We start from the raw sequence: 21,578 nt of genomic DNA on the forward strand, positions 1-21,578 counted from the left end.
AACGGCATTGGTTACAAATAAGATAAAACAAGGGAGGATACAAAATGAAAAAACTGCTCGTACTTTTATTAGTCGCTTCAATGTTAATGGCAGCATGCGGATCACCAGCACCGGCACCGGCTCAACCAGCAGAGCAACCGTCAGACCAACCTGCAGAGCAACCTGCAGATGTTTCAGGCTTTGATTCTTTGGATCCGGTAGTACTTATTGGTGCGGATAACTCAGGAGTAGGTGCAATCGCCCAACTATACGGTGAACTTGTGACCGAAAAAGTGGCAGCCATTACTGGCGGTCAACTGACAATTGATTATTTCCCCAACAGTCAACTGGGAAATGACCAAGAGCTCCAAGGACAAATGCTTGCCGGCGACATTGACTTTGTCATTGCGCAAACAGCTCAAACAGTGTCGTTCGTCCCTGAAGTCGCTATCTTCGACCTGCCCATGGTATTTGCCAAATACAGTGCTGATGAAATTGATTATGCGCTGAATAGAAGTCCGTTTTATGATCTGATTAACCAGGCTTATGCAGATAAAAATATGTATATCTTGCATTACCTTCAAGGTGGAACTTTCCGCGAAACCACGTCAAACAAAGCGATCCGTTCCATTGACGACTTTAATGGGTTGAGAATTAGAACGATGGAAAACCAAAACCACATGGCATTCTGGCAATCACTGGGTGCATCACCAACGCCACTTCCCTGGCCTGAAGTATATGTCTCACTTCAGCAAGGGCTTGTGGACGCACAGGAGAATGCAACTGATACCAATGTTGGTGCTAACTTCCAGGAAGTCCAGGATTATCTGATTATGACCCACCACATTTTGTACTGCAACCAATTCTTGATTAATGCAAGTCAGTTTGACAGCCTCGACCCGCTTTATCAAGAAGCACTGATGCAGGCAGTTAAAGAAGCTGCTGCTGAAATTGAGGCTGGACTTGCAGAAGTTGATGAAAACAACAAGCAGATTTTAATTGATGGTGGCATGGAGCTCATTGAGTTTGACGAAAGCTTCGTTGATGAAGTTCTTGTAAAGGCACAGGGAGTATATGATTCCATTGGCGCAGCCATTGGACAAGAATATGTCGATGCGCTCTTGAATGCGCTGGAAAGTGCACAGTAGTTTTGAAGCAATCAACAGATTTCAGCATGCAGTCGGATTAGTCTCTGGCTGCATTTCCACACTATTAAGCGAAAACTCATCGCTTAATAATTCGAGAAGTATTTGGTGAAGCTACTTCATATGTGACACCCCCTTTGTTTGACGGGACCGGCGGTTGGGCCATTATAGATCCAATCTGCCAGTCCCGCTTTTTCATTCAATGATGCTTTGACGATACCTCTTTGCTTTATTTCGTTTAATATCGAAGGAAGTGTCTTTGATTTCCGGATGATTGCAATCTGTTCAATAATGGGTTAATATGATATACTTGTATCGTTAACAAGCTGAACATACAAAGGATTTCGGGTGCTGCCATCATAAAATCTGGAGGAATCAAATGAATACTCGACTAACTGCCATTCGCAATTGGATAACTTCTGAAAAACTGGATGCTGTTTTGTTGTCAAAACCAGCCAATCGTTACTACACTGCCGGTTTTACCGGATCTGCAGGAACAGTGGTGCTGACACCTGATCGACAATATCTGATAACTGATTTCAGGTATAAAAATCAGGCGTCGGAACAGAGCCCTGATTTTACATATCTACAGATCGATAAGCATGAATCGGCCACTAAGCATCTTCGGGAACTTGGACTTAAGCGAGTAGGGATCGAAGAAGAGTTCATCAGTTACTCACTTGCCTGTGAGTACGAAAAAGATATTCCTGGGATTGAACTGGTTCCAATGAATAACCAAATGACGCTTTTCCGTTCAGTCAAAGAACCCGGCGAGACAGAAATCATTCGCCGTGCTGCTGCCATTGCAGATAAAGGCTGGGAAATGATTCTAAATAAAATACAACCAGGCATTTCTGAGAATGCATTGGCGTTGGAGCTCGAGTTTTATATGCGTCAGAATGGTGCCGATGGCGTCAGCTTTCAATTTATTGTTGCATCAGGGCTGCGGTCAGCCTTGCCTCACGGCATTGCTTCTGATAAACTGATTGAGGCTGGCGATTTTCTAACATTTGATTTTGGTAATCTGGTTGACAAATACTGCTCAGATATGACACGAACCGTCGTGGTGGGAAAAGCAACTGATCGTCAGAAAGAAATATACCACACCGTTCTGAAAGCACAAGAAGCTGCACTGAAAGCAGTGCGGCCCGGGATCACAGGTATTGAACTGGATGCAATTGCGCGACAGATCATTACTGAAGCAGGCTTTGGAGAGTATTTTGGCCACGGACTGGGGCATGGGGTTGGTCTCGAAATTCATGAACTGCCCCATGTGAACCACCTTGGGAAGGTTCCTTTGGAGCCTGGCATGGTGATCACCATTGAGCCGGGCGTCTATCTCCCTGATGAGGGTGGTGTCCGCATTGAAGATTTGGTTTTAGTAACTGCTGATGGCTATGAGGTGTTATCTCATTCCAATAAAGAGTTGGTGGAAATTCCTGTGTAGAAACCGGAGTCAGTCTATTCTAACGAGATGCGGAGGATGAACTATGATTTATGCAAGTGATTTTCGAAAGGGGAAAACATTTCAAAAAGAAGGTGAACCATGTGTTGTGGTTGACTTTCAGCATGTGAAGCCAGGCAAAGGTGCTGCTTTTGTTCGCACTAAATACAAAAACCTTAAAACCGGAGCCATTCGGGAAGAAGCGTTTAACCCCAACGACAAATTTGAATTGGCGATTATTGAAACAAAGGAAATGCAATATCTTTACAGCGATGGCGAGTTATATTTCTTCATGGATAATGAGACCTATGAACAGGTTCCCTTGACAAAAGAAATTGTGGAAGATTCGATTATTTATCTGAAAGAAAATGATAGTGCCACTGTTAAGTTTTATCAAGGCAGTGCGTTTCAGTTGGATGCTCCCAATTTTGTGGAACTTCAGGTAACTGAATGTGAACCCGGAATTAAAGGAGATACAGCTTCTAACGTAACTAAAGCTGCCACTGTGGAAACAGGCGCTATTGTTCAGGTGCCCCTTTTTGTTAATGAAGGTGATGTGATTCGTATCGATACCCGATCCGGTGAGTATATGTCCCGGGTATAAGTCATATTGACGGTATGTTTTAAAACAAGAATGTCATTTATAAACTAGGGTGTTAAGACAAGGAGGCGTAATATGAACCATCTTTTTGAAAGTGTGGCTTACCTCAAAGGACTGGCAGAAGGCTTAAATATTAAAGAATCATCTAAAGAAGGAAAACTGCTGCTGGGGATTTTGGACACCCTGGAAGAAATTGTTGCCTCGATGGAAGAATTACAGGAAGAGCAGGACGATCTTGCTGATTATGTTGAAGCGCTGGATGATGATTTGGCAGAAGCTGAGTCACTTATTTCTGACGATTTTGACGAAAATGATGACGATGATTATGAAGACGAAGAAATCGACTTTATGGAAATCGAGTGTCCAAAGTGTGGTGAAGCCATCTATCTTGATGAGGACATTTTATATGATGAGGATGCTGAAATACTGTGTCCACAATGCCACGAACTCATCGAGTTTGCCGAAGATGACTTTTGTGAAGAAGGATGCTGCTGCGGCGGCGATTGCCATGATGAAGATGACGAAGAAGAAGTAGAAGAAGTAACAGAGGATCATCAACAGAAATAATGCTGAAAACATGTGTTGGCGAAAGAAAATCCTTTGATCACTCATGGGATTTTCTTTGTTAAGGAGGATGCTAAATGGTTATGGAAGAGCATCGCAGTGGAGAAATTCACATTGCTGAAGATGTGATTGCCACAATTGCCAGTTTAAGTGCCACTGATGTGAAGGGCGTTGCTGGTATGAGCGGCGGCCTTACCGGCGGTATTGCTGATGTTTTGGGTAAGAAAAACCTTTCCAAGGGTGTTAAAGTTGAAGTTAAAAATCAGGTGGTCTATCTTCATTTGAATTTGGTGCTGGAATACGGCATTGCCATCCCTGATATTGCCTGGGAAATTCAGGACAAAGTTAAAACCATGGTTGAAACCATGACAGCACTGAAAGTAGGTGCTGTAGACATTCATGTGCAGGCAGTCCGGTTTCCCGAAGAAAGCGTCGATACTGCCCGTGAATCGTCTTAACCTGTGAGTGGAGGTACCCTGCATGAAGCGTAAAGAAGCCAGAGAACTGTGTATGCAGTTAGTGTATGAAATGATCATCAAGAATGAGTTTAGTTTGGCGGGGTATCAGCATTTTCTTGAGAACGCCCCTGAAAGGCCTGATCAAGATGGTTACATTAGACAGGTACTTTCCTCTGTGATTGAACGTCATGATGAAGTGGACCAAATGATTCGATCCTATGCCATCGATTGGCAGATGGAACGTATTGCCCGGGTGGATCTGGCAATTCTTCGTGTTTCAATAGCGGAGTTGCTGGACCTAGATGACATTCCCAGCTATGTCTCGGTGAATGAGGCAATTGAGATGGCAAAAAAGTTTAGCACAGAAAACTCATCAGCCTTTGTCAATGGTATTTTGGGCACCTACCTGAAAGACCGGGGGGAAGATCGTCATGCCACTCCCTGAAGCAGTATTAGCTTTTGATACCAGTAACTATACCACCTCAGTCGCTTTAATGGACACTTCCTATCAGCTCTTGGATCAACGACGTCAAGTGTTAGCGGTACCAGAAGGAAAACGGGGCCTCAGACAATCTGAAGCCCTTTTTCAGCATGTTCGGGAATTGCCGGTTTTGCTGGAATCCATGGAAAGTTCTCTGAACCAGGTGCAACTAAAAGCAGTGGGATACAGCAATCGACCACGCAATATCGAAGGTTCGTACATGCCTGTTTTTTTGGCTGGAGAATCTCTGGCAAGATCTGTAGCTGCTATTCATCAGGTTCCCTGCTTTTCTTACAGTCATCAGGAGGGACATCTGGCTGCAGGGCTTTGGTCTTTAGGGCTTGAAATGAATCATCCATTCTATGCACTTCACCTTTCCGGTGGAACAACGGAATTACTTCGTGTAACACCAATGCGTGGAGTGGGATACACTGCCGCTGTCGTTGCGCAAACCAGTGATATCAGCCTGGGGCAGCTCATTGACCGCCTCGGTGTTGCCATGGGTTTATCTTTCCCTGCAGGGCCCGACTTGGAAAAATTAGCTCAAAAGAATGAACTTCCTTTGATAGATGTTCCTTTCTCTATCCATCATAATCAGAGCAGCCATAAAGATGGCTTTTACCTGGAGTTAAGTCTTTCAGGTCCAGAAACATTTTTACAACGATGCCTGCAGTCAAGTTCGTATTCGAATGAACAGCTGGCTGCCAGTATTTTTCATTTTTCCGGCATTTTATTAGGAACATTGATGAAGAAAGCATTGACTTTGGAACCACTTGCCTCAGTACTCACTGTTGGGGGAGTTGCATCGAACTGTCTGGTACGTGAAACGATGGAAGCCTTTCTAAAAAAGCTTCGATTAAACATCCACCACGCCCAAAAAGAATTTTGCAGTGATAACGCTGCAGGAACTGCCGTTTTAACAGCTGTCCATATCAATCGAGTTTTGATAGACCAATAGCCATTATGGCTGGTGGAGGAGGTGATTGACATTCGCATCAAAACACTGTCCGTCTCACAGCTGAATCTTTATATTAAACGACTCATTCAGGCAGACCCCATTTTACATATGGTGCAGGTGGGAGGGGAAGTTTCCAACTGCACTTATCACAGTAGTGGACATGTCTATTTTTCACTTAAAGATGAAAACAGTCGGATCCGATGTGTCATGTTTCGCCAACAGGTACAACTTCAATCCTTTCGTATGAAGGATGGGATGCGAGTGACTGTTTCAGGAGCTGTTTCACTTTACGAACGCGATGGACAATACCAGATTATAGCAACACATGTAGAAGAAACAGGTTTGGGAGACTGGTTTCTGGCTTTCCAAAAATTGAAAGAAAAACTGGACAAAGAGGGATTAATGGATGCATCTCAAAAAAAGACACTGCCCCCTTTTCCTGAGAACATTGGCATCATTACATCTCAATCAGGTGCTGCATTACAGGATTTTCTAACAGTGTTAAAACGTCGCTGGCCCATTGCGAAGCTGTATCTTTTTCCGGCACAGGTTCAGGGTGAACAGGCGCCATCTTCACTCACAGCTGCTGTGAATATAGCAGCTACTCATCCCCTCGATCTGATTCTATTAGGTCGCGGTGGCGGATCAGTCGAGGAGCTGTGGGCATTTAACAGTGAATCCCTGGCATATGCCATTGCACGATCACCGATTCCTGTCGTGACCGGCATTGGTCATGAAACAGATTTTACCATTGCTGATTTTGTGGCAGATCAACGAGCTAACACACCTACTGCCGCAGCAGAACTTGCGGTCCCAGATCATATCTTGCTTGAGCGTCAGCTGAATCAACTCGTTACTCGCTTGAAACGCAGTACCAATGAACGAATTGAACGTCACAGACATCAGCTAGATAATTTGTATCACAGCACGCCGCTTCGTTCTCCCCGCAGTTTTCTTGAAGAACGGCAACAAGCACTGGACATGGTACAACATCGAATGATCACTCATATCAAAGGAACACTTCGAGAGCATCAAATGGTTCTTCAACATAAAGGAGAACAATTAAATCAACTAAGCCCTTTAAACGTCCTTGGGCGGGGCTATGCCTTTGTTCGAGACCAGTCAGACAACATGATTGCAACCATACAGCAAGTGAAAACTGCCGAAACTGTTTGCGTCCAGTTACATGATGGTCACTTTCAGGCACAGGTAACCAATGTGGAAAAAACAAGTAAGGAATGAGCTGTTGAAGGAGGAAGCAATTAATGGCCGCCCGAAAAAACACTTATGAAACTGCGTTTAAACGATTAGAAGAAATTACCGACAAGCTTGAAAATCAATCCTTGGGCCTGGAAGAATCGTTAGCCCTCTTTCAAGAGGGAATTTTACTTTACCGTCAGTGTCACGAGAAGCTGACAAAGGCAGAAGAAACACTTACCGTCGTTCTATCAGATTCTGACTCCGAGACCACCAGTTCACTCCAGAATGAAATGGAGGATGCCTGATGGAATGGCGTGATCAGCTGAATCATTACATCGAAATGATAAACCACTCATTGAGTGAATATACGCGTATTGGTGATGAAAACAATCATGTGGTTGTTGAAGCCATGCACTATAGTTTATTTGCCGGCGGAAAGAGACTTCGCCCAGTGTTGACACTGGCTGTTACTGAAATGTTGAACGGAACAGTGGAAGAAGCGATGCCGTACGCCTGTGCTCTGGAAATGATACATACGTATTCATTGATTCATGATGACCTGCCGGCTATGGATAATGACGATTTCAGGCGGGGCAAGCCTACCAATCACAAAATATTTGGTGATGGACTTGCCATTCTGGCGGGAGATGGATTGTTGAATCTTGCTTATGAAATTATGCTTGAAGATGTACTCCTAAAGAAAAATCCCGATTCATTTGTTCGCGCCATGAAATGCATTGGCAATGCTGCGGGAGTACGAGGAATGATTGGCGGCCAAACCACTGATCTGATAAATGAAGGAAAATCAGTAACGGCCGAGACGCTGAACTACATTCATCGACAAAAAACAGGTGCGTTGTTGTCAGCTTCACTCTCTGCAGGTGCCTTTACGGCCGAAGCCGGTGAACAAACTGCATCAGAATTAGCAGCGGCAGGTTATGCTTTGGGTATGGCATTTCAGATTCAAGATGATCTGCTCGATTTGGACGGCAGTGCTGAAGAAATGGGAAAACCAATTGGCAGTGATTTGCGTAATAATAAAGCTACTTTTCCTTCACTCTATGGCATTGAAGACTCTCGAAAACAGGTGCAATCTTTGACCAATCAAGCGCTTGAAGTCTTTAGATCCTATGGAGAAAAATCAGAGTTTCTGCAGTCACTGGCCCGTTATCTGGTTAATCGTCGCTCTTGATGAAACTCAGATATGCGTATGAAAATGCAATTGGGGTAACTTTAAATAAAGGGGTGATGCCATGGATATTCTGGCGGGAATCGGAAGCAATCGTGTTCTCTGGATCACTATTATCGCCTGGTTTATTGCCCAGGTCTTAAAAGTCATAACCACGCTCCTAATGGATAAGCATCTCAATTTATTGCGTCTTGTCGGGTCTGGCGGTATGCCCAGTTCGCATTCATCGTTTGTCATGAGTCTTGCAACGGGTGTTGGAAAACTGCATGGGTGGGATTCATCGATCTTTGCGTTATCACTGGTATTTGCTTTAGTGGTGATGTACGATGCTGCAGGTGTTCGGTATGCTGTTGGACGTCAGGCAGTGATTCTTAACCAAATTATTGAAGATTTTCATCATCATCGCAAAGATAAAAAACTCACTGAAAATCGATTGAAAGAGTTAGTGGGGCATACACCCTATGAAGTGTTTGCAGGCGCTGTACTTGGAATTACCATCGCGTGGTGGCTGGTTTGATGATACGCCTGCATTATGGTATAATATAGTCAGAAACTGCAGTGGTGCAGTATTCTAGTCAGTTCTGCCGGTTGCTGAGGGCGGGCCTAAAAATCCGTCAAAGGGCACATCGATGAAGTTCCTGGTTTCGGCTTGCGACGCCCAGTCGTGGGTCCTTTCTGGGAGTAAGAAGATGGGGGCGATCCGCAATGGCATGCGGGCGTTGACCCTCGCTTCGTGGAGGCCTTATTCAGTGCAGACTGAGAAGGTAGAAACCTGTGCAGGCGTCTTGAGAGACAGCGTAGCGCACAGCGTAGCCTGCCTTGAGTGGGGTAAGCAGATAGGTGGATCAGGTTCTCTGAGCCAGGGCCCGGTAAAGGGGATTATTGCCATCTGAAACTTATGCTGCAAAAGAGGCTAAGAACCGGCAGTATTGTAGAGGAAATCTCCTAGACTGTTCGCAAGAGACCTTTCAGGGATTACAGTGCGGACTAAGTGGCAATCCAGTTCTGCCATTGGCGACAAGGCAGGGACATCTTTAAAGGGAAACCGCTGTGTTGGCGACACGCAGTAGAAGTCTGGGAAAACTTACTGGACCTAAGCCGTAAAATTAACCTGACGGGTTACCACTGTGGGTTCTGCTGATAGCTGAGTCATGCTATCAGTTTTCCTTTTTGACTTTAGATCCTGGTAAGCTGGCTCTTTTATTTTGAATCTGGAGGAACGAATAGTGTCGAAAATTAAAAAAACCCCTCGAAATGGACGTGGTGAGCAGGGGCATATTGAAGAACTGTTTAAAAAATATAACATCAAATGGGTTGTCACCGTTTCAATATGGACTTTTTTCTTAGCAGCGTTGTTCAACTACCTGTCAGAACAGTTACTGATTCGAGCTGAACTTGTTGCTTCTTTTTTCATTCTCATCAGCATTATCCTGTTGGGTGTTTTTTTTGACATGGTGGGAATCGCTGTGGCTGTCGCTTCAGAAAAACCTTTTCACGCCATGGCAGCAGATAAAGTACCTTCTGCCCGGGCCGCCATTCGTCTGCTCAAAAATGCTGGAGCAGTCTCCAATATCTGTAATGATGTTGTTGGGGACATTTGCGGAATCATTAGTGGTGTCGCAGCTGCTACCATTTTACTTAAAATCGAACCGCAGATGCCAATGCTTCATCAATTGATATTGACATTGGTTCTGGGCGGTTTTGTTGCTTCATTAACTGTGGGCGGTAAGGCCATTGGAAAAAATATAGCCCTTGAAAAATCTCATGAGATTGTTCATGCTGTTGCAAAAATTTCATGGGTATTTACACGTTCGACAAACTAATTTTTCGTTTTTAAACGAACTTCAATGCAGCCTTTACTTTATAGAAAGGCTGTTTTTCAGTAAAATCTTCTCAAATGATTGATTCTGACTGACACAAGGGTTACAATGAACTCATAATGGTTCAAATCGAAATATTTATAATGGTAATGGAAAGAGAGAGGATTTCATGACTTCTTTACTGGAACAGATTCAGTCACCAAAGGATCTCCAGGCTCTTAACGAAATCGAAATGACAATGCTGGCGCAAGAAATCAGACATTTTCTGGTTGACAGCATTTCTAAAACGGGTGGCCACTTAGCTTCCAACCTGGGCGTTGTTGAGTTAACACTGGCACTGCATCAGGTCTATGATACTTTTCAGGATAAAATTGTTTGGGATGTCGGACATCAGACTTATGTTCACAAGTTGCTGACAGGAAGATTGCAGTCGTTTCATACACTGAGACAGTATGGTGGCATGAGCGGATTCCCCAAAAGACATGAAAGTCTTCATGACCATTTTAACACCGGCCACAGTGCCACCTCTATATCTGCTGCATTAGGCATGGCTACAGCCCGTGATTTAAGAGGTGAAAAGCATCAAATAGCTGCAGTCATTGGCGATGGAGCCATGACAGGAGGAATGGCTTTTGAAGCATTGAACCACGCTGGCCAGAGCCAGTTGGATCTGACTGTTGTCCTAAACGACAACAAAATGTCCATTGCCAGAAATGTGGGTGGATTATCCAACTATCTCACTCGCATACGTACTATGCCGGTTTATTCCAGATTGAAAGAAGACCTGGAACATTTAATGGACCACTTTGCAATAGGAAAATCTTTTTATCGAACTGCAGAAAAAGCGAAGGACTCCATTAAATATTTTTTTGTTCCAGGAATTCTTTTTGAAGAGTTAGGCTTTACTTATATCGGCCCGATCGATGGACATCAGATACATGATTTAAAGGAAGCTTTTCGTCTCGCCCGACGTATTGGAGGCCCGAAACTGGTTCATGTGATGACTGTCAAGGGAAAAGGGTATGCGCCTGCAGAGAAGTTTCCTGCCAAGTTTCATGGCATTGGAGCTTTTGATCCTAAAACAGGTAAAACACCTTTACTGACACAGATTCCCACATTTTCACAAATTGCTGGAAGCACTTTGGAATCGCTGGCAGAGAGTGACTCAAGGGTGGTTGCCATCACCGCTGCCATGCCAGATGGTACTGGTTTAACCAATTTTGAACACCGCTTTCCCCATCGTTTTTTTGATGTTGGCATTGCAGAACAACATGCAGTTACTTTTGCTGCAGGACAGGCAGCGGCGGGCCTGCGACCATTTTTTGCAGTATATTCTTCTTTTTTGCAAAGAGGCTATGATCAATTGATTCATGATGTTTGCTTGCAAGATTTGCCCGTCACTTTCTTGGTAGATCGTGCAGGGCTGGTGGGAAATGACGGCGAAACCCATCATGGCGTTTTTGATATTTCATGTCTCTCTGCCATTCCTAATTTGACAATTCTATCACCGGCAGATGGTACAGAACTTGCTGACATGATGCGATACTCCCTAGAGCTGAATAGTCCTGTTTTGATTCGCTACCCAAGAGGTGAAGCACACGCACTTCCTGTCATTAGAGAACCTATTCAATTTGGCAAGGGTTCTGTCTTGCAGGTGGAGGGTAATGATTATCTGATCATTGCGCTTGGCACGATGGCTCACAGGGCCATGGAAGTACTTAATCAAACAGCAGCAAACGGCCTCTTTGGTCAGGTGATTAATCCCCGTTTTGTCAAACCGCTGGATCACACTTTGTTGCTTCGCCATGGCCAGCAAGTTCGACAGGTATACGTACTTGAGGAGAACCAACAGATTGGCGGTTTAGGAAGACAAGTGCAGGCACTTTATCAGGAGAATCAACTCACTTGCCAAGTACACACCCTGGGGATTCCAGACAACTTCACACCACAGGGAGACATGAACCACTTGTATCAGCATCTTGAATTAACTGTTGAAAAATTGGTGCAGCGCATTCAAAAGGATAGTTGTCAGTCATCCCGACAACCACATAAAGTGGTTTCAATGAATTTAACGGAGAAGCGATCTTATGGCAAAACAGCGAATTGACCTGTTGCTGGTTGAGAAAGGTCTGTTCTCCAGCAGAGAGAAAGCCAGGGCCGCCATTATGGCTGGTCAGATTCTCGCTGACAGAGAACGGATTGACAAAGCCGGTACACAGGTGCATTTAGATGCAGTTATTGAAATTAAAGGCAAACCTCTCGCTTTTGTCAGCAGAGGTGGTTTGAAGCTGGAAAAATCCATTGAGCAGTTTCACCTATCTCTGAAGGAAAAGGTATGCATGGACATTGGTGCCTCCACCGGGGGATTTACCGACTGCATGCTTCAACACGGCGCATCAAGAGTTTATGCAGTTGATGTGGGTTACGGTCAGTTGGATTGGAACCTTCGCAATGACCCACGAGTAGTGGTCATGGAACGTACTAATATTCGCTATGTCACACCGAAGGATTTGAATGAAGCCATGGATATGATTTCCATTGATGTTTCATTCATATCCCTTAAGCTGGTGTTGCCTGTAGCATATCATTTATTGAAGTCTGGCGGTGTCATTGTCGCACTTATTAAACCACAGTTTGAGGCAGGAAAAAACCAGGTGGGCAAAAACGGTGTCGTGCGTGATGCCATCATTCATGAGCATGTCATCACAGAAATTACCAGCTTTGCCACATCACTGGGATTTTCTGTTGATGCACTTGATTTTTCCCCTATTCGTGGCCCAAAAGGAAATATGGAATTTCTGACGCTTCTGTCAAAAGATTCTATTTCCTCAAAAGCTGTCGGATCACCAGAAAAAGTGAAAGCAGTTGTTCTCAAAGCTCATCAACATCAATGGTGACTGGTCATTTCGGAGATGCTGGTCAGAGAAGGAGGAAATTATGAAATATTTACGTCACGCAAAAATTCTTGAAATCATTAACCAACGTGATATTGAGACTCAGGAGGAGCTCACACGCGCTCTGAAAGAGTTGGGCATGAACGTGACGCAGGCCACAGTTTCACGGGATATAAAAGAACTGCGGCTAATCAAACAAATGTCTCGAAATGGACGCTACAAATATGCTTCTCTGGCAAGTCAGGAATCGATGCTGACAGATCGACTGGTGCGCCTGTTTAAAGAATCCATTGTATCGTTGGATCATGCAGGCAACATTCTTGTGTTGCGCACCATCCCCGCCGCTGCTCAGGCAGCAGCTTCTGCCATTGATGCTGCCGGTTTTGATGAAGTGGTTGGCACCATAGCAGGAGATGATACTATTTTCGTGCTTATACGTCAGGCCGAAGATGTGGATGAAGTCAAAGAACGGTTCAGGAAATTGACAGAATAGGATTCGATTATTGGGGGATGTCTATGCTGCTGGAACTGAAAATCAACGATTTTGCTTTGATTGATGAATTGCAGCTATCTTTCAGTCCCGGATTAACTGTGTTATCCGGAGAAACTGGTGCCGGTAAATCCATTGTGGTGGATGCTGTCAGTATGTGTCTTGGCGGACGCGCAGATCGGGATCTGGTTAAGAGTGGTGCCGCAAAAGCGCATATTCAGGCTGTTTTCGAAGTGAACTGGCAACCAGAGGCAACCCACGTCAGGATGCTTCAGGAAGCTGGTGTTGTCAGCGAAGACATACACCAGTTGATAATCAGCCGTGAAATTCATGCTACCGGTAGAAGTGTCAGTAGAATCAACGGTATTATTGTTACCCAACAGTTATTACGACAAGTAATGCAACATGTGGCAGACCTTCACGGTCAACATGAACATCAGTCACTGCTTCATCAGGAAAGTCACATGCATATGTTGGATAGCTTTGGTGGAGACACGCTTCAGAAGGTCAAAGAAGATTACCTTCAATGTTATCATGCACTTTGTCGCCTGCGCCAAAAATTGCACCATTTGGGATCCAGCGAGACTGAACGCGCACGCGAACTGGATTTTATATCGTTTCAGATGCAGGAGATAGAAGAAGCCCAACTTCAGCCTGATGAGGAAGAAATGCTGAACAATAAAAATGATCTGCTTCGTCATGCTCAGCAAATCACCACCGCCTTGGGTACTTTTCATGAAGAAATTTACGAAGGGTCCATGGGATCCGCGGTGCTTGATACCTTAAGCAAAAATACCAAAACACTTTGGACTGTTTCTGGCTACAGTCCTGAACTGGAAGATTTTGCTGGTCAGGCAGAAGAACTCCAGATCAGGCTTCAGGATTTATCTCAGGATATGAAGCGATATCTTGAATCCATTGAGTTTGACCCTGAAGAAATCACACGCATTCAGATGCGCTTGGACCTTATTCATGATTTAAAACGAAAATATGGTGCTTCTGTAGTCGACATACTTGCGTTTCAGAAACAGCTTCAGCAACAATATGAATCTTTAGTTAACAGTGAAGCGCATTATCAGAAAATATTGGCCGAGTTAAGTGAGTATCAGGATAGAACTTTGAAAATGGCACGGAGTTTAAGTCATCAGCGCAAAATCATTGTATCCCAACTGGAAGAAGAAATGATGAAAGTGTTGCATGATTTGAAAATGGGTAAAACCATTTTTAAGATTGACCACACCATTTCAGAAAATACCGCTTTAGATGAAAATGGCATTGATGTTGTCGCTTTCCTCATTTCTACTAACCCGGGAGAACCTGTTAAGCCTCTTTCAAAAATTGCTTCTGGTGGGGAAATGTCCCGAATTATGTTGGCCTTTAAAACCATTTTTGCCCGTATCGATGCCATTCCAACACTCATTTTTGATGAAATAGATACTGGAATCAGCGGACGTGCCGCTCAGGTTGTCGGCGAAAAGATGTCATTTGTCGCAGGTCATCACCAAGTCATTTGCATCACACATCTACCACAGATTGCTGCCCTGGCAGATCACCACCTGTATATTGAAAAACAGGTGGTGGAGGACACAACACAAGTCTGTGTCAGATATCTTTCTGAAGAAGAACGACTCTATGAGTTGGGAAGACTTATGGATGGGAATATATCGGAGATAACTATAACTCATGCCCGTGAAATGCGCCAGAAAGCCTTGCAAATTACTAAGAACTATCAACGTTCTTAGTACTGTTTGATCGACCAAGTGCTTAAGACGTTCTCAACGGCTCGACGACTTATGTCTGTCTCATACCCGCGTTGATAAAGCGTTTTCATCATTCGGCGTCGCAGCATGGGTTCCTCCGGTTCTTTCGCCTCCCAGCGCTGAAGGGTTTTTTCTGCTAAGGCCAGTGCCTGATCATACAGTGCAGGTTCAGCATCTTCACGAGCTTTTACCAGCGATTCATCGCTTTCGATTTCCTTGATCACACGGTAAATCACTTCACTCGTAAAACCACGACTGAAAAGTTTGTGAGTCAGTTGGTCCAGATTTTTTCTAAGTGGCTTGTCCAGTGTTGACAGCATGAATTTCCGAGCCAGTGCCAAAGCTTTCTTCTCGTCTTCCTTTTCATCATAAACTTCCATAGCTTGCTGAATCAGTTCGTCAGCAATTCCCTTGCGGGCCAGTTTTCCGGGCAGACTGTTTTTTCCTTTTAGTGGATGCTGCATTGTCATCTCTGATACTCGCCGAGTGAAACTTTCATCGTTTATATATCCATAATCGGTTAGTCTGCTCAAGGTTTCAGCAATTTCATTTGAAGTGTATTCCTTTAATTTTAGATATTTTTCCATTTCCTGTCGGGTACGTGACTGATAGGATAAGTAGTTTAGTGCAGCTGAAATGGCTTCGGGCTTTTTCTTCATGAGACACACCTCTCTTTATGTGCACATCATTTTGATTTCTTTCTTTGATTACTCTCATTGTACCGGAACCGAACAACTTGTCAATCATCCTCAAAAAAGGTATGATGAAGTCACTGAAGAATGTTGCAAAGGGTGATTCTGAAAGGAGCCGTTGGAATTAATGCATGAGAAGACTCTGAAGTCGGCACGAATTTATGAAGGAAAAATCATCAATGTGCGAGTCGATACAGTAGAACTTCCTGATCAAAAGTATTCTAAACGGGAAATCGTCGAACATGCCGGTGCAGCAGCTGTGGTTCCCATCACCCGAGAAGGTGAGGTCATTCTGGTGAAGCAGTTTCGAAAACCAGTGGAAGACGTTTTGCTCGAAATACCAGCAGGCAGACTTGAACCCAAAGAGTCAGCAGAGAATTGCGCTTTCCGGGAACTGTTGGAAGAGACGGGTTATCGTGCCGGGCAACTGGATAAACTGACAGCCTATTTCTCGAGTCCAGGTTTCTCCAATGAAGTAATCCATCTCTACCTGGCAAGGGATCTGACAGAAGGTCAAGCACAGCCTGATGAAGATGAATATCTGGAAATCACCAAGATTCCATTGACTGAAGTATTGACGATGATTCATAACGGATCAATACAGGATAGCAAAACCATCATTGGATTGTTGATGGCCGCCAGCAGGGTGTGACAATAAAACAGTAAGGAGACTGTCATGGAAGCTTTGATGCAGCAGTACAGAACGTATCTAGTAAAAGATCGAAAGCTGTCATCCAACACGCTGGAATCTTATCAGCGAGATTTGCAGCAATTTTTCGCATATCTTGGCGAACAGGGTGTCCCTCATCCAAGTGATGCCAGCCAGACAACACTGATTGGCTACTGTCTTTCGATGGAACACAAGGGCCGGGCACCTTCAACAATAGCACGCAATGTAGCCTCGTTACGCTGCTTTTATCATTATCTTCTACAACAACAGATGATCCGGCAGAATCCGGCAGAACAACTGGAATCTCCCAGAAGTCAAAAGCGTCTTCCCAGCATACTGTCTTTCGACGAAGTAGAAAAACTCTTGCACCAACCTTCCGGCAAAGGTTTTAAAGCTTACAGAGATAAGGCGATGCTTGAGCTTCTGTATGCAACAGGTATCCGGGTTTCTGAGTTGATCTCTCTGCATTTAAAGGATGTGGACCTTTCATTGGGATTTGTACGCTGTTGTCAGGAACGTTCCCGGGAACGAATTATTCCACTTGGTTCTAAGGCCATTGAATCTGTTCGCAGATATCTGGAAAAATACAGGCCACATAGTGATCAGACGCTCTTATTTCTTAATGTGCAGGGAAAACCGTTGACGCGTCAAGGGTTTTGGAAAATAGTCAAATCTTATGCGGTGAAAGCCGGCATTGATAAGCCCATCACCCCGCATACACTTAGGCATTCTTTTGCAACTCACCTGCTGCAGAATGGGGCTGATCTCCAAGCTGTTCAGGAAATGATGGGGCACTCAGATATTTCCACTACCCAAGTTTATGCGCAAATGATTCATAGCCGGATTAAAGATGTCTATAACAAAGCTCATCCCCGGGCATAATCGATACATATCAGTGCCTGTTCCGCAACGATATGGTTGCTGTACAGGACAATGAAAGGAGTTTTGCTCATGATTAATCGAGTTATCCTATTGATTATGGATAGTGTCGGGATCGGTGCTCTGCCAGATGCCCATGATTTTGGAGATGTGGGAGCGAATACACTGGGAAATATCATCAAAAGCACCGGTGGCATTGCCCTCCCCAATCTGCAGGCCCTGGGCCTTGGAAATATTGAAGGAATCGAAGGAGTTGATTCCGTAGCCCTTCCTCAGGGTGCTTATGGTCGTTCTGCAGAAATCTCCAGCGGAAAAGATACCACTACAGGCCACTGGGAAATAGCGGGGCTTCATATTAAAGAACCTTTTAGAACTTTTCCCGATGGTTTTCCCAGGGAAGTTATGGAAAAGTTTGAGAAAGCCATTGGTCGGGGAACGCTTGGAAATTATGCAGCGTCTGGTACGGCGATTATTGAAGAACTGGGAGCCGAACATATGGCAACAGGCAAACCCATCGTATATACCTCTGCCGACAGTGTGTTTCAGATTGCTGCCCACGAATCAGTGATTTCCATCGATGAGCTTTACCAAATGTGCGTCATCGCAAGAGAAATCATGCGTGGTGACTATGCGCTGGCCCGTATTATTGCACGTCCTTTCATTGGAGAACCCGGCAGCTTTTCACGCACTCACCGCCGTAAAGATTACTCCCTTGATCCTACCGGTAAAACCATGCTGGATTATGCTGTAGAAGCGGGGCATGAGGTGGTTGCAGTTGGAAAAATCGAAGATATTTTCAATGGTAAAGGCATTACCCATGCAGTCCACACAGAAAATAACATGGATGGCATCAATCAAACGCTTCAAATGATGGAAGCATTCCCTACAGGACTGATTTTCACTAATCTCGTAGATTTCGACATGAAATTTGGTCATCGCCGTGATGCCATCGGTTATCGAAAAGCTCTTGAAGAGGCCGATGCCCGATTGCCAGAGATTTTGTCCCGAATGTTACCGCAGGATTTGTTAATCATCACTGCAGATCATGGCAACGATCCGACTTTCAAGGGCAGTGACCATACACGGGAGTATGTACCGATTCTGGTAGCTGGTGATCTGGTAAGAAAAGGAACTGATTTGGGTACCCGAAGAACCTTTGCCGACATTTCCAGCACTGTTTCAGAAGTACTGAAAACAAAAGACACAGGTGTGGGATCAAGTTTTGCTGCTGAGCTTTTTGACAAAGTGTAGCCGCCATCAGTCTCCCCTATGAATGCCGGCGGTTCACTGTCGGCATTCATTTCCTTATATTGTGAGTGCTCGTTAATCACCATATTATACCTGACAGGAGTGATAATGATGATTTCTCAGGAAATGATTCATGAAGCTGCAAGTGCCATTCAAGAGCGATGCTCGATCAAACCATCTGTTGGGCTGATTCTCGGATCGGGCCTTGGTGTCATGGCAGATGAAGTAGAACAATCTGTCACCATTTCTTATGCTGATATTCCACATTTTCCTCTCTCAACTGTGGAAGGGCATGCCGGTGAACTGGTGATTGGTACCTTAAGCGGAAAGCCTGTTGTGATGATGAAAGGGCGTTTTCATCTTTATGAAGGTTATCATCCTTCCCTCATTGCTTTCCCCATTAGGGTACTGGCAGCCTTGGGCATTCATCAGCTGTTTGTCACCAATGCCGCAGGTGGTGTCAATGAATCATTTTCGCCCGGCGACTTGATGTTGATAACAGACCACTTGAATTTGGCAGGTACTAATCCTTTAATAGGAAAAAATGATGATCGCCTGGGCCCCCGTTTTCCAGACATGTCCAATGCTTATGACCTTCATCTGCGGCAGATTGCAAAAGAATCTGCGAAAAAGCAGGGTTTGCTACTTCGCGAAGGCGTGTATGCCTGGATGACAGGGCCAAACTACGAAACCCCTGCAGAAATTCGCATGGTGCGAAAACTTGGAGCTGATGCCGTGGGAATGTCCACTGTTCCAGAAGTACTGGTGGCTGTTCATGGTGGATTAAAAGTGCTTGGTATATCTTGCATCACCAATATGGCGGCAGGTATTCTCGATCAGGCATTGAACCATCACGAAGTGATGGAGACAGCTCAACAGGTGGAAAAAGCTTTCAAACAATTGATTCGCGATATTCTTCACACGCTCTAAGGAGGCTGTCATGATGACACCATTGCAAATGGTTGCAGAATCAACTGCTTTTTTGAATGACAAAATCAAATCAAAGCCGACGATTGGCTGCATTTTAGGTTCAGGCTTAGGTGATTTGGCAGACCACATGACAGATGCTGTGGTGATTCCTTATGAAACCATCCCCCATTTTCCGACATCTACAGTGGAAGGTCATGCCGGCCATTTAGTTGTTGGGTTTCTGGGTGGAAAATCTGTTGCAATAATGAAAGGTCGATTCCATTATTATGAAGGTTACTCGATGCAAGCAGTTACTTATCCGATAAGGGTTATGAAAGCACTGGGCATTTCCTCACTCATTGTTACCAATGCCTGTGGTGGTTTGAATCCCAGTTTTCATGCTGGTGGTTTGATGTTGATTTCTGATCATTTGAATCTGACTGGAGATAACCCGCTCGTCGGTGCAAATGTGAATGAATGGGGCCCCCGTTTTCCAGATCTTTCCAATGCCTATGATGCAAGCCTTAGAAAAAAAACCGGCGTGATTGCCCGGCAGTTGAATATCGATCTATTTGAAGGCGTTTATGCATCCATCAGCGGCCCAAACTACATGGCAAGGGCAGAGCTTGCCATGTTAACATATTTGGGTGCTGATGTCGTAGGAATGTCAACCGCACCTGAAGTGATCGTGGCCAATCATACAGGAATTCGGGTGCTGGGTATTTCATGCATTACGGATATGGCAATTCCTGATTCGCTGGTATCCATCAGCCATGAGGAAGTAATGGCCATGGCTGATAAAACGAAACCTACTTTCATCAAGTTGGTGAAACAAATTATCAAAGACGTTTTTTAGGGAGGATACCACCGTGCGTATGTTGGATTTGATTTTTAAAAAGAAAAATGGCGATGCTTTATCAAAAGAAGAAATTCAGTTTTTTGTTCAGGGAGTAACCCATGACACCATACCCGACTATCAGACGGCTGCTTTTCTCATGGCTGTTTGCTTTCAGGGCATGACGCCACAGGAAACATCCGCATTAACTGAAGCGATGATGCATTCTGGAGATACTATTGATCTCTCTGAGATTCACGGAGTGAAAGTTGACAAACACAGTACCGGCGGAGTAGGCGATAAAACAACCATTGCGCTGGGACCTATGGTTGCCGCCTGTGGTATTCCTGTTGCCAAAATGTCAGGGCGGGGTCTGGGCCATACAGGAGGCACCATCGATAAACTGGAGTCTTTTAAAGGATTTCAAACAGCACTTCCCATCAGTCAATTCATGAATCAGGTCAATGAAATCAAACTGGCTGTAGCCGGCCAGACTGCCAACCTTGCACCTGCTGATAAAAAGCTATATGCTTTAAGAGATGTCACCGGTACAGTGGAAAATGTGTCTCTGATTGCCAGCAGTGTCATGTCGAAAAAATTGGCCAGTGGTGCCGATGCCATTGTTTTGGATGTCAAAACCGGTAGCGGTGCTTTTATGAAAACAAAAGAAGAAGCAGTCAATTTGGCCCGCACAATGGTGGAAATTGGAAAACATATGGGAAGGAAAACCGTCGCATTAGTGACAGACATGGACCAGCCTCTTGGAAAATCTGTGGGCAATATACTTGAAGTGAAAGAAGCCATTGATGTTCTGAAAGGTCAGGGACCAAAAGACATCACTGAATTATGTATACAGCTGGGTGCATGGATGCTGGTGCTTGGCGAACGTGCTGCTGATCTGGATGAGGGTAAAACAGCAATGCAAAAGAGTATCACTTCGGGCAGTGCCCTTGAAAGCATGCGCCAATTTATTGCCAGCCAAGGCGGTGATCCTCGATATGTGGATGATCCCTCTTTGTTTGATGCTGCAAGCCATTTAATTGAAGTTGCCTCACCCGCAAGCGGTATTGTAACGCATATTGATGCGGAAGGAATCGGTCGAGCCGCTCTGATATTGGGAGCCGGTCGGGAACAAAAGGACAGTCTGATTGACCTGGCAGTCGGTATTGTTCTCAATAAGAAAGTTGGCGATGAGGTTGCACTGGGCGAATCAATGGCAACACTTCATGTAAATGATCTTTCAAAGGTTGAAGAATCAACAATGATCCTGCGTGCATCATACCTCATTGGAGAACAGGCACCTGAGCAAAACCCATTGATTTATGAAGTCATTCAAGCATAGAATGCCATTTCATTGAGTCA

General features: G+C 44.6%; 23 protein-coding genes. 22 read left to right on the forward strand and 1 reads right to left on the reverse strand.

The window, feature by feature from the left end:
• Positions 1-44 precede the first annotated feature (44 nt).
• The 16 genes from AAIG11_RS02420 to recN all read left to right on the forward strand — a co-directional run bounded on the left by AAIG11_RS02420 (position 45) and on the right by recN (position 14,965).
• Positions 45-1,127: a TRAP transporter substrate-binding protein gene (locus tag AAIG11_RS02420; RefSeq protein WP_343184686.1), complete on the forward strand. Its 1,083-nt coding sequence runs from the start codon at positions 45-47 to the stop codon at positions 1,125-1,127.
• Positions 1,128-1,503: 376 nt separating this feature from the next.
• Positions 1,504-2,571 carry a M24 family metallopeptidase gene (locus tag AAIG11_RS02425; protein ID WP_343184687.1) on the forward strand — a complete coding sequence of 356 codons (1,068 nt, stop codon included), beginning with the start codon at positions 1,504-1,506 and terminating at the stop codon, positions 2,569-2,571.
• 43 nt (positions 2,572-2,614) lie between these two features.
• Positions 2,615-3,172 carry an elongation factor P gene (gene efp, locus AAIG11_RS02430; RefSeq protein ID WP_283408521.1) on the forward strand — a complete coding sequence of 186 codons (558 nt, stop codon included), beginning with the start codon at positions 2,615-2,617 and terminating at the stop codon, positions 3,170-3,172.
• Between the two features lie 72 nt (positions 3,173-3,244).
• The gene (locus AAIG11_RS02435) at positions 3,245-3,736 is read left to right on the forward strand and encodes a CD1247 N-terminal domain-containing protein (protein WP_343184688.1); all 492 of its coding nucleotides are present in this window, start codon (positions 3,245-3,247) and stop codon (positions 3,734-3,736) included.
• A gap of 74 nt (positions 3,737-3,810) precedes the next feature.
• Positions 3,811-4,191 carry an Asp23/Gls24 family envelope stress response protein gene (locus AAIG11_RS02440; RefSeq protein WP_425499399.1) on the forward strand — a complete coding sequence of 127 codons (381 nt, stop codon included), beginning with the start codon at positions 3,811-3,813 and terminating at the stop codon, positions 4,189-4,191.
• A gap of 22 nt (positions 4,192-4,213) precedes the next feature.
• Positions 4,214-4,636, forward strand: a complete 423-nt coding sequence (gene nusB, locus AAIG11_RS02445; RefSeq protein WP_343184689.1) for a transcription antitermination factor NusB — start codon at positions 4,214-4,216, stop codon at positions 4,634-4,636.
• Between the two features lie 49 nt (positions 4,637-4,685).
• The gene (locus AAIG11_RS02450; protein ID WP_343184917.1) at positions 4,686-5,630 is read left to right on the forward strand and encodes a tRNA (adenosine(37)-N6)-threonylcarbamoyltransferase complex transferase subunit TsaD; all 945 of its coding nucleotides are present in this window, start codon (positions 4,686-4,688) and stop codon (positions 5,628-5,630) included.
• Between the two features lie 21 nt (positions 5,631-5,651).
• On the forward strand, positions 5,652-6,872 hold the full coding sequence (gene xseA, locus AAIG11_RS02455; protein ID WP_343184690.1) for an exodeoxyribonuclease VII large subunit: 1,221 nt from the start codon (positions 5,652-5,654) through the stop codon (positions 6,870-6,872).
• A 23-nt stretch (positions 6,873-6,895) separates the two neighbouring features.
• Entirely contained in the window at positions 6,896-7,135 is a 240-nt protein-coding gene (gene xseB / locus AAIG11_RS02460) for an exodeoxyribonuclease VII small subunit (RefSeq protein ID WP_343184691.1), read from the forward strand.
• Positions 7,135-8,022: a polyprenyl synthetase family protein gene (locus AAIG11_RS02465; protein WP_343184692.1), complete on the forward strand. Its 888-nt coding sequence runs from the start codon at positions 7,135-7,137 to the stop codon at positions 8,020-8,022. The genes xseB and AAIG11_RS02465 overlap by 1 nt, the downstream gene beginning before the upstream one ends.
• Before the next feature lie 61 nt (positions 8,023-8,083).
• On the forward strand, positions 8,084-8,536 hold the full coding sequence (locus AAIG11_RS02470) for a divergent PAP2 family protein (protein WP_343184693.1): 453 nt from the start codon (positions 8,084-8,086) through the stop codon (positions 8,534-8,536).
• 709 nt (positions 8,537-9,245) lie between these two features.
• The gene (locus tag AAIG11_RS02475; RefSeq protein ID WP_343184694.1) at positions 9,246-9,842 is read left to right on the forward strand and encodes a CNNM metal transporter family protein; all 597 of its coding nucleotides are present in this window, start codon (positions 9,246-9,248) and stop codon (positions 9,840-9,842) included.
• A gap of 166 nt (positions 9,843-10,008) precedes the next feature.
• Positions 10,009-11,946, forward strand: coding sequence for a 1-deoxy-D-xylulose-5-phosphate synthase (dxs, locus tag AAIG11_RS02480; protein WP_343184695.1), 1,938 nt, complete (start codon positions 10,009-10,011; stop codon positions 11,944-11,946).
• Positions 11,927-12,736 carry a TlyA family RNA methyltransferase gene (locus AAIG11_RS02485; protein WP_343184696.1) on the forward strand — a complete coding sequence of 270 codons (810 nt, stop codon included), beginning with the start codon at positions 11,927-11,929 and terminating at the stop codon, positions 12,734-12,736. Before dxs ends, AAIG11_RS02485 begins: the two co-directional genes overlap by 20 nt.
• A gap of 40 nt (positions 12,737-12,776) precedes the next feature.
• Entirely contained in the window at positions 12,777-13,226 is a 450-nt protein-coding gene (locus AAIG11_RS02490) for an arginine repressor (protein ID WP_283408510.1), read from the forward strand.
• 23 nt (positions 13,227-13,249) lie between these two features.
• Positions 13,250-14,965, forward strand: coding sequence for a DNA repair protein RecN (gene recN / locus AAIG11_RS02495; RefSeq protein ID WP_343184697.1), 1,716 nt, complete (start codon positions 13,250-13,252; stop codon positions 14,963-14,965).
• Here the strand turns inward: recN and AAIG11_RS02500 are convergent.
• Complete coding sequence (locus tag AAIG11_RS02500; RefSeq protein ID WP_343184698.1) at positions 14,962-15,642, reverse strand: regulatory protein RecX; 681 nt, start codon at positions 15,640-15,642, stop codon at positions 14,962-14,964. The genes recN and AAIG11_RS02500 overlap by 4 nt on opposite strands.
• Positions 15,643-15,802: 160 nt before the next feature.
• Between AAIG11_RS02500 and AAIG11_RS02505 the strand changes: the two genes are divergently transcribed.
• The 6 genes from AAIG11_RS02505 to AAIG11_RS02530 all read left to right on the forward strand — a co-directional run bounded on the left by AAIG11_RS02505 (position 15,803) and on the right by AAIG11_RS02530 (position 21,558).
• Positions 15,803-16,327 (forward strand): NUDIX domain-containing protein, encoded by a 525-nt coding sequence (locus AAIG11_RS02505; protein ID WP_343184699.1) that lies wholly within the window; start codon positions 15,803-15,805, stop codon positions 16,325-16,327.
• Positions 16,328-16,351: 24 nt separating this feature from the next.
• The gene (gene xerD, locus AAIG11_RS02510) at positions 16,352-17,227 is read left to right on the forward strand and encodes a site-specific tyrosine recombinase XerD (protein ID WP_343184700.1); all 876 of its coding nucleotides are present in this window, start codon (positions 16,352-16,354) and stop codon (positions 17,225-17,227) included.
• Positions 17,228-17,299: 72 nt separating this feature from the next.
• On the forward strand, positions 17,300-18,475 hold the full coding sequence (locus tag AAIG11_RS02515) for a phosphopentomutase (protein ID WP_343184918.1): 1,176 nt from the start codon (positions 17,300-17,302) through the stop codon (positions 18,473-18,475).
• 108 nt (positions 18,476-18,583) lie between these two features.
• Positions 18,584-19,402, forward strand: a complete 819-nt coding sequence (locus AAIG11_RS02520; protein ID WP_425499400.1) for a purine-nucleoside phosphorylase — start codon at positions 18,584-18,586, stop codon at positions 19,400-19,402.
• A gap of 13 nt (positions 19,403-19,415) precedes the next feature.
• Positions 19,416-20,237 (forward strand): purine-nucleoside phosphorylase, encoded by an 822-nt coding sequence (locus AAIG11_RS02525; protein WP_343184701.1) that lies wholly within the window; start codon positions 19,416-19,418, stop codon positions 20,235-20,237.
• A 13-nt stretch (positions 20,238-20,250) separates the two neighbouring features.
• Complete coding sequence (locus tag AAIG11_RS02530; RefSeq protein WP_343184702.1) at positions 20,251-21,558, forward strand: pyrimidine-nucleoside phosphorylase; 1,308 nt, start codon at positions 20,251-20,253, stop codon at positions 21,556-21,558.
• The last annotated feature ends 20 nt before the right edge of the window (positions 21,559-21,578 follow it).

Origin of the sequence: Anoxynatronum sibiricum (assembly GCF_039414295.1) — a bacterium.
GTDB classification, from domain to species: Bacteria; Bacillota; Clostridia; order Peptostreptococcales; family Tindalliaceae; genus Anoxynatronum; species Anoxynatronum sibiricum.

What these genes read in the sequence shown, in the direction of transcription:
- xerD (WP_343184700.1), top strand. Translation starts at nt 16,352, where the DNA reads ATGGAAGCTTTGATGCAGCAGTACAGAACGTATCTAGTAAAAGATCGA.
- AAIG11_RS02425 (WP_343184687.1), top strand. Translation starts at nt 1,504, where the DNA reads ATGAATACTCGACTAACTGCCATTCGCAATTGGATAACTTCTGAAAAA.
- AAIG11_RS02440 (WP_425499399.1), top strand. Translation starts at nt 3,811, where the DNA reads ATGGTTATGGAAGAGCATCGCAGTGGAGAAATTCACATTGCTGAAGAT.
- nusB (WP_343184689.1), top strand. Translation starts at nt 4,214, where the DNA reads ATGAAGCGTAAAGAAGCCAGAGAACTGTGTATGCAGTTAGTGTATGAA.
- AAIG11_RS02490 (WP_283408510.1), top strand. Translation starts at nt 12,777, where the DNA reads ATGAAATATTTACGTCACGCAAAAATTCTTGAAATCATTAACCAACGT.
- AAIG11_RS02525 (WP_343184701.1), top strand. Translation starts at nt 19,416, where the DNA reads ATGACACCATTGCAAATGGTTGCAGAATCAACTGCTTTTTTGAATGAC.
- AAIG11_RS02450 (WP_343184917.1), top strand. Translation starts at nt 4,686, where the DNA reads ATGGACACTTCCTATCAGCTCTTGGATCAACGACGTCAAGTGTTAGCG.
- recN (WP_343184697.1), top strand. Translation starts at nt 13,250, where the DNA reads ATGCTGCTGGAACTGAAAATCAACGATTTTGCTTTGATTGATGAATTG.
- AAIG11_RS02520 (WP_425499400.1), top strand. Translation starts at nt 18,584, where the DNA reads ATGATTTCTCAGGAAATGATTCATGAAGCTGCAAGTGCCATTCAAGAG.
- AAIG11_RS02465 (WP_343184692.1), top strand. Translation starts at nt 7,135, where the DNA reads ATGGAATGGCGTGATCAGCTGAATCATTACATCGAAATGATAAACCAC.
- efp (WP_283408521.1), top strand. Translation starts at nt 2,615, where the DNA reads ATGATTTATGCAAGTGATTTTCGAAAGGGGAAAACATTTCAAAAAGAA.
- AAIG11_RS02485 (WP_343184696.1), top strand. Translation starts at nt 11,927, where the DNA reads ATGGCAAAACAGCGAATTGACCTGTTGCTGGTTGAGAAAGGTCTGTTC.
- AAIG11_RS02470 (WP_343184693.1), top strand. Translation starts at nt 8,084, where the DNA reads ATGGATATTCTGGCGGGAATCGGAAGCAATCGTGTTCTCTGGATCACT.
- dxs (WP_343184695.1), top strand. Translation starts at nt 10,009, where the DNA reads ATGACTTCTTTACTGGAACAGATTCAGTCACCAAAGGATCTCCAGGCT.
- AAIG11_RS02500 (WP_343184698.1), bottom strand. Translation starts at nt 15,642, where the DNA reads ATGAAGAAAAAGCCCGAAGCCATTTCAGCTGCACTAAACTACTTATCC.
- AAIG11_RS02435 (WP_343184688.1), top strand. Translation starts at nt 3,245, where the DNA reads ATGAACCATCTTTTTGAAAGTGTGGCTTACCTCAAAGGACTGGCAGAA.
- xseB (WP_343184691.1), top strand. Translation starts at nt 6,896, where the DNA reads ATGGCCGCCCGAAAAAACACTTATGAAACTGCGTTTAAACGATTAGAA.
- AAIG11_RS02420 (WP_343184686.1), top strand. Translation starts at nt 45, where the DNA reads ATGAAAAAACTGCTCGTACTTTTATTAGTCGCTTCAATGTTAATGGCA.
- AAIG11_RS02505 (WP_343184699.1), top strand. Translation starts at nt 15,803, where the DNA reads ATGCATGAGAAGACTCTGAAGTCGGCACGAATTTATGAAGGAAAAATC.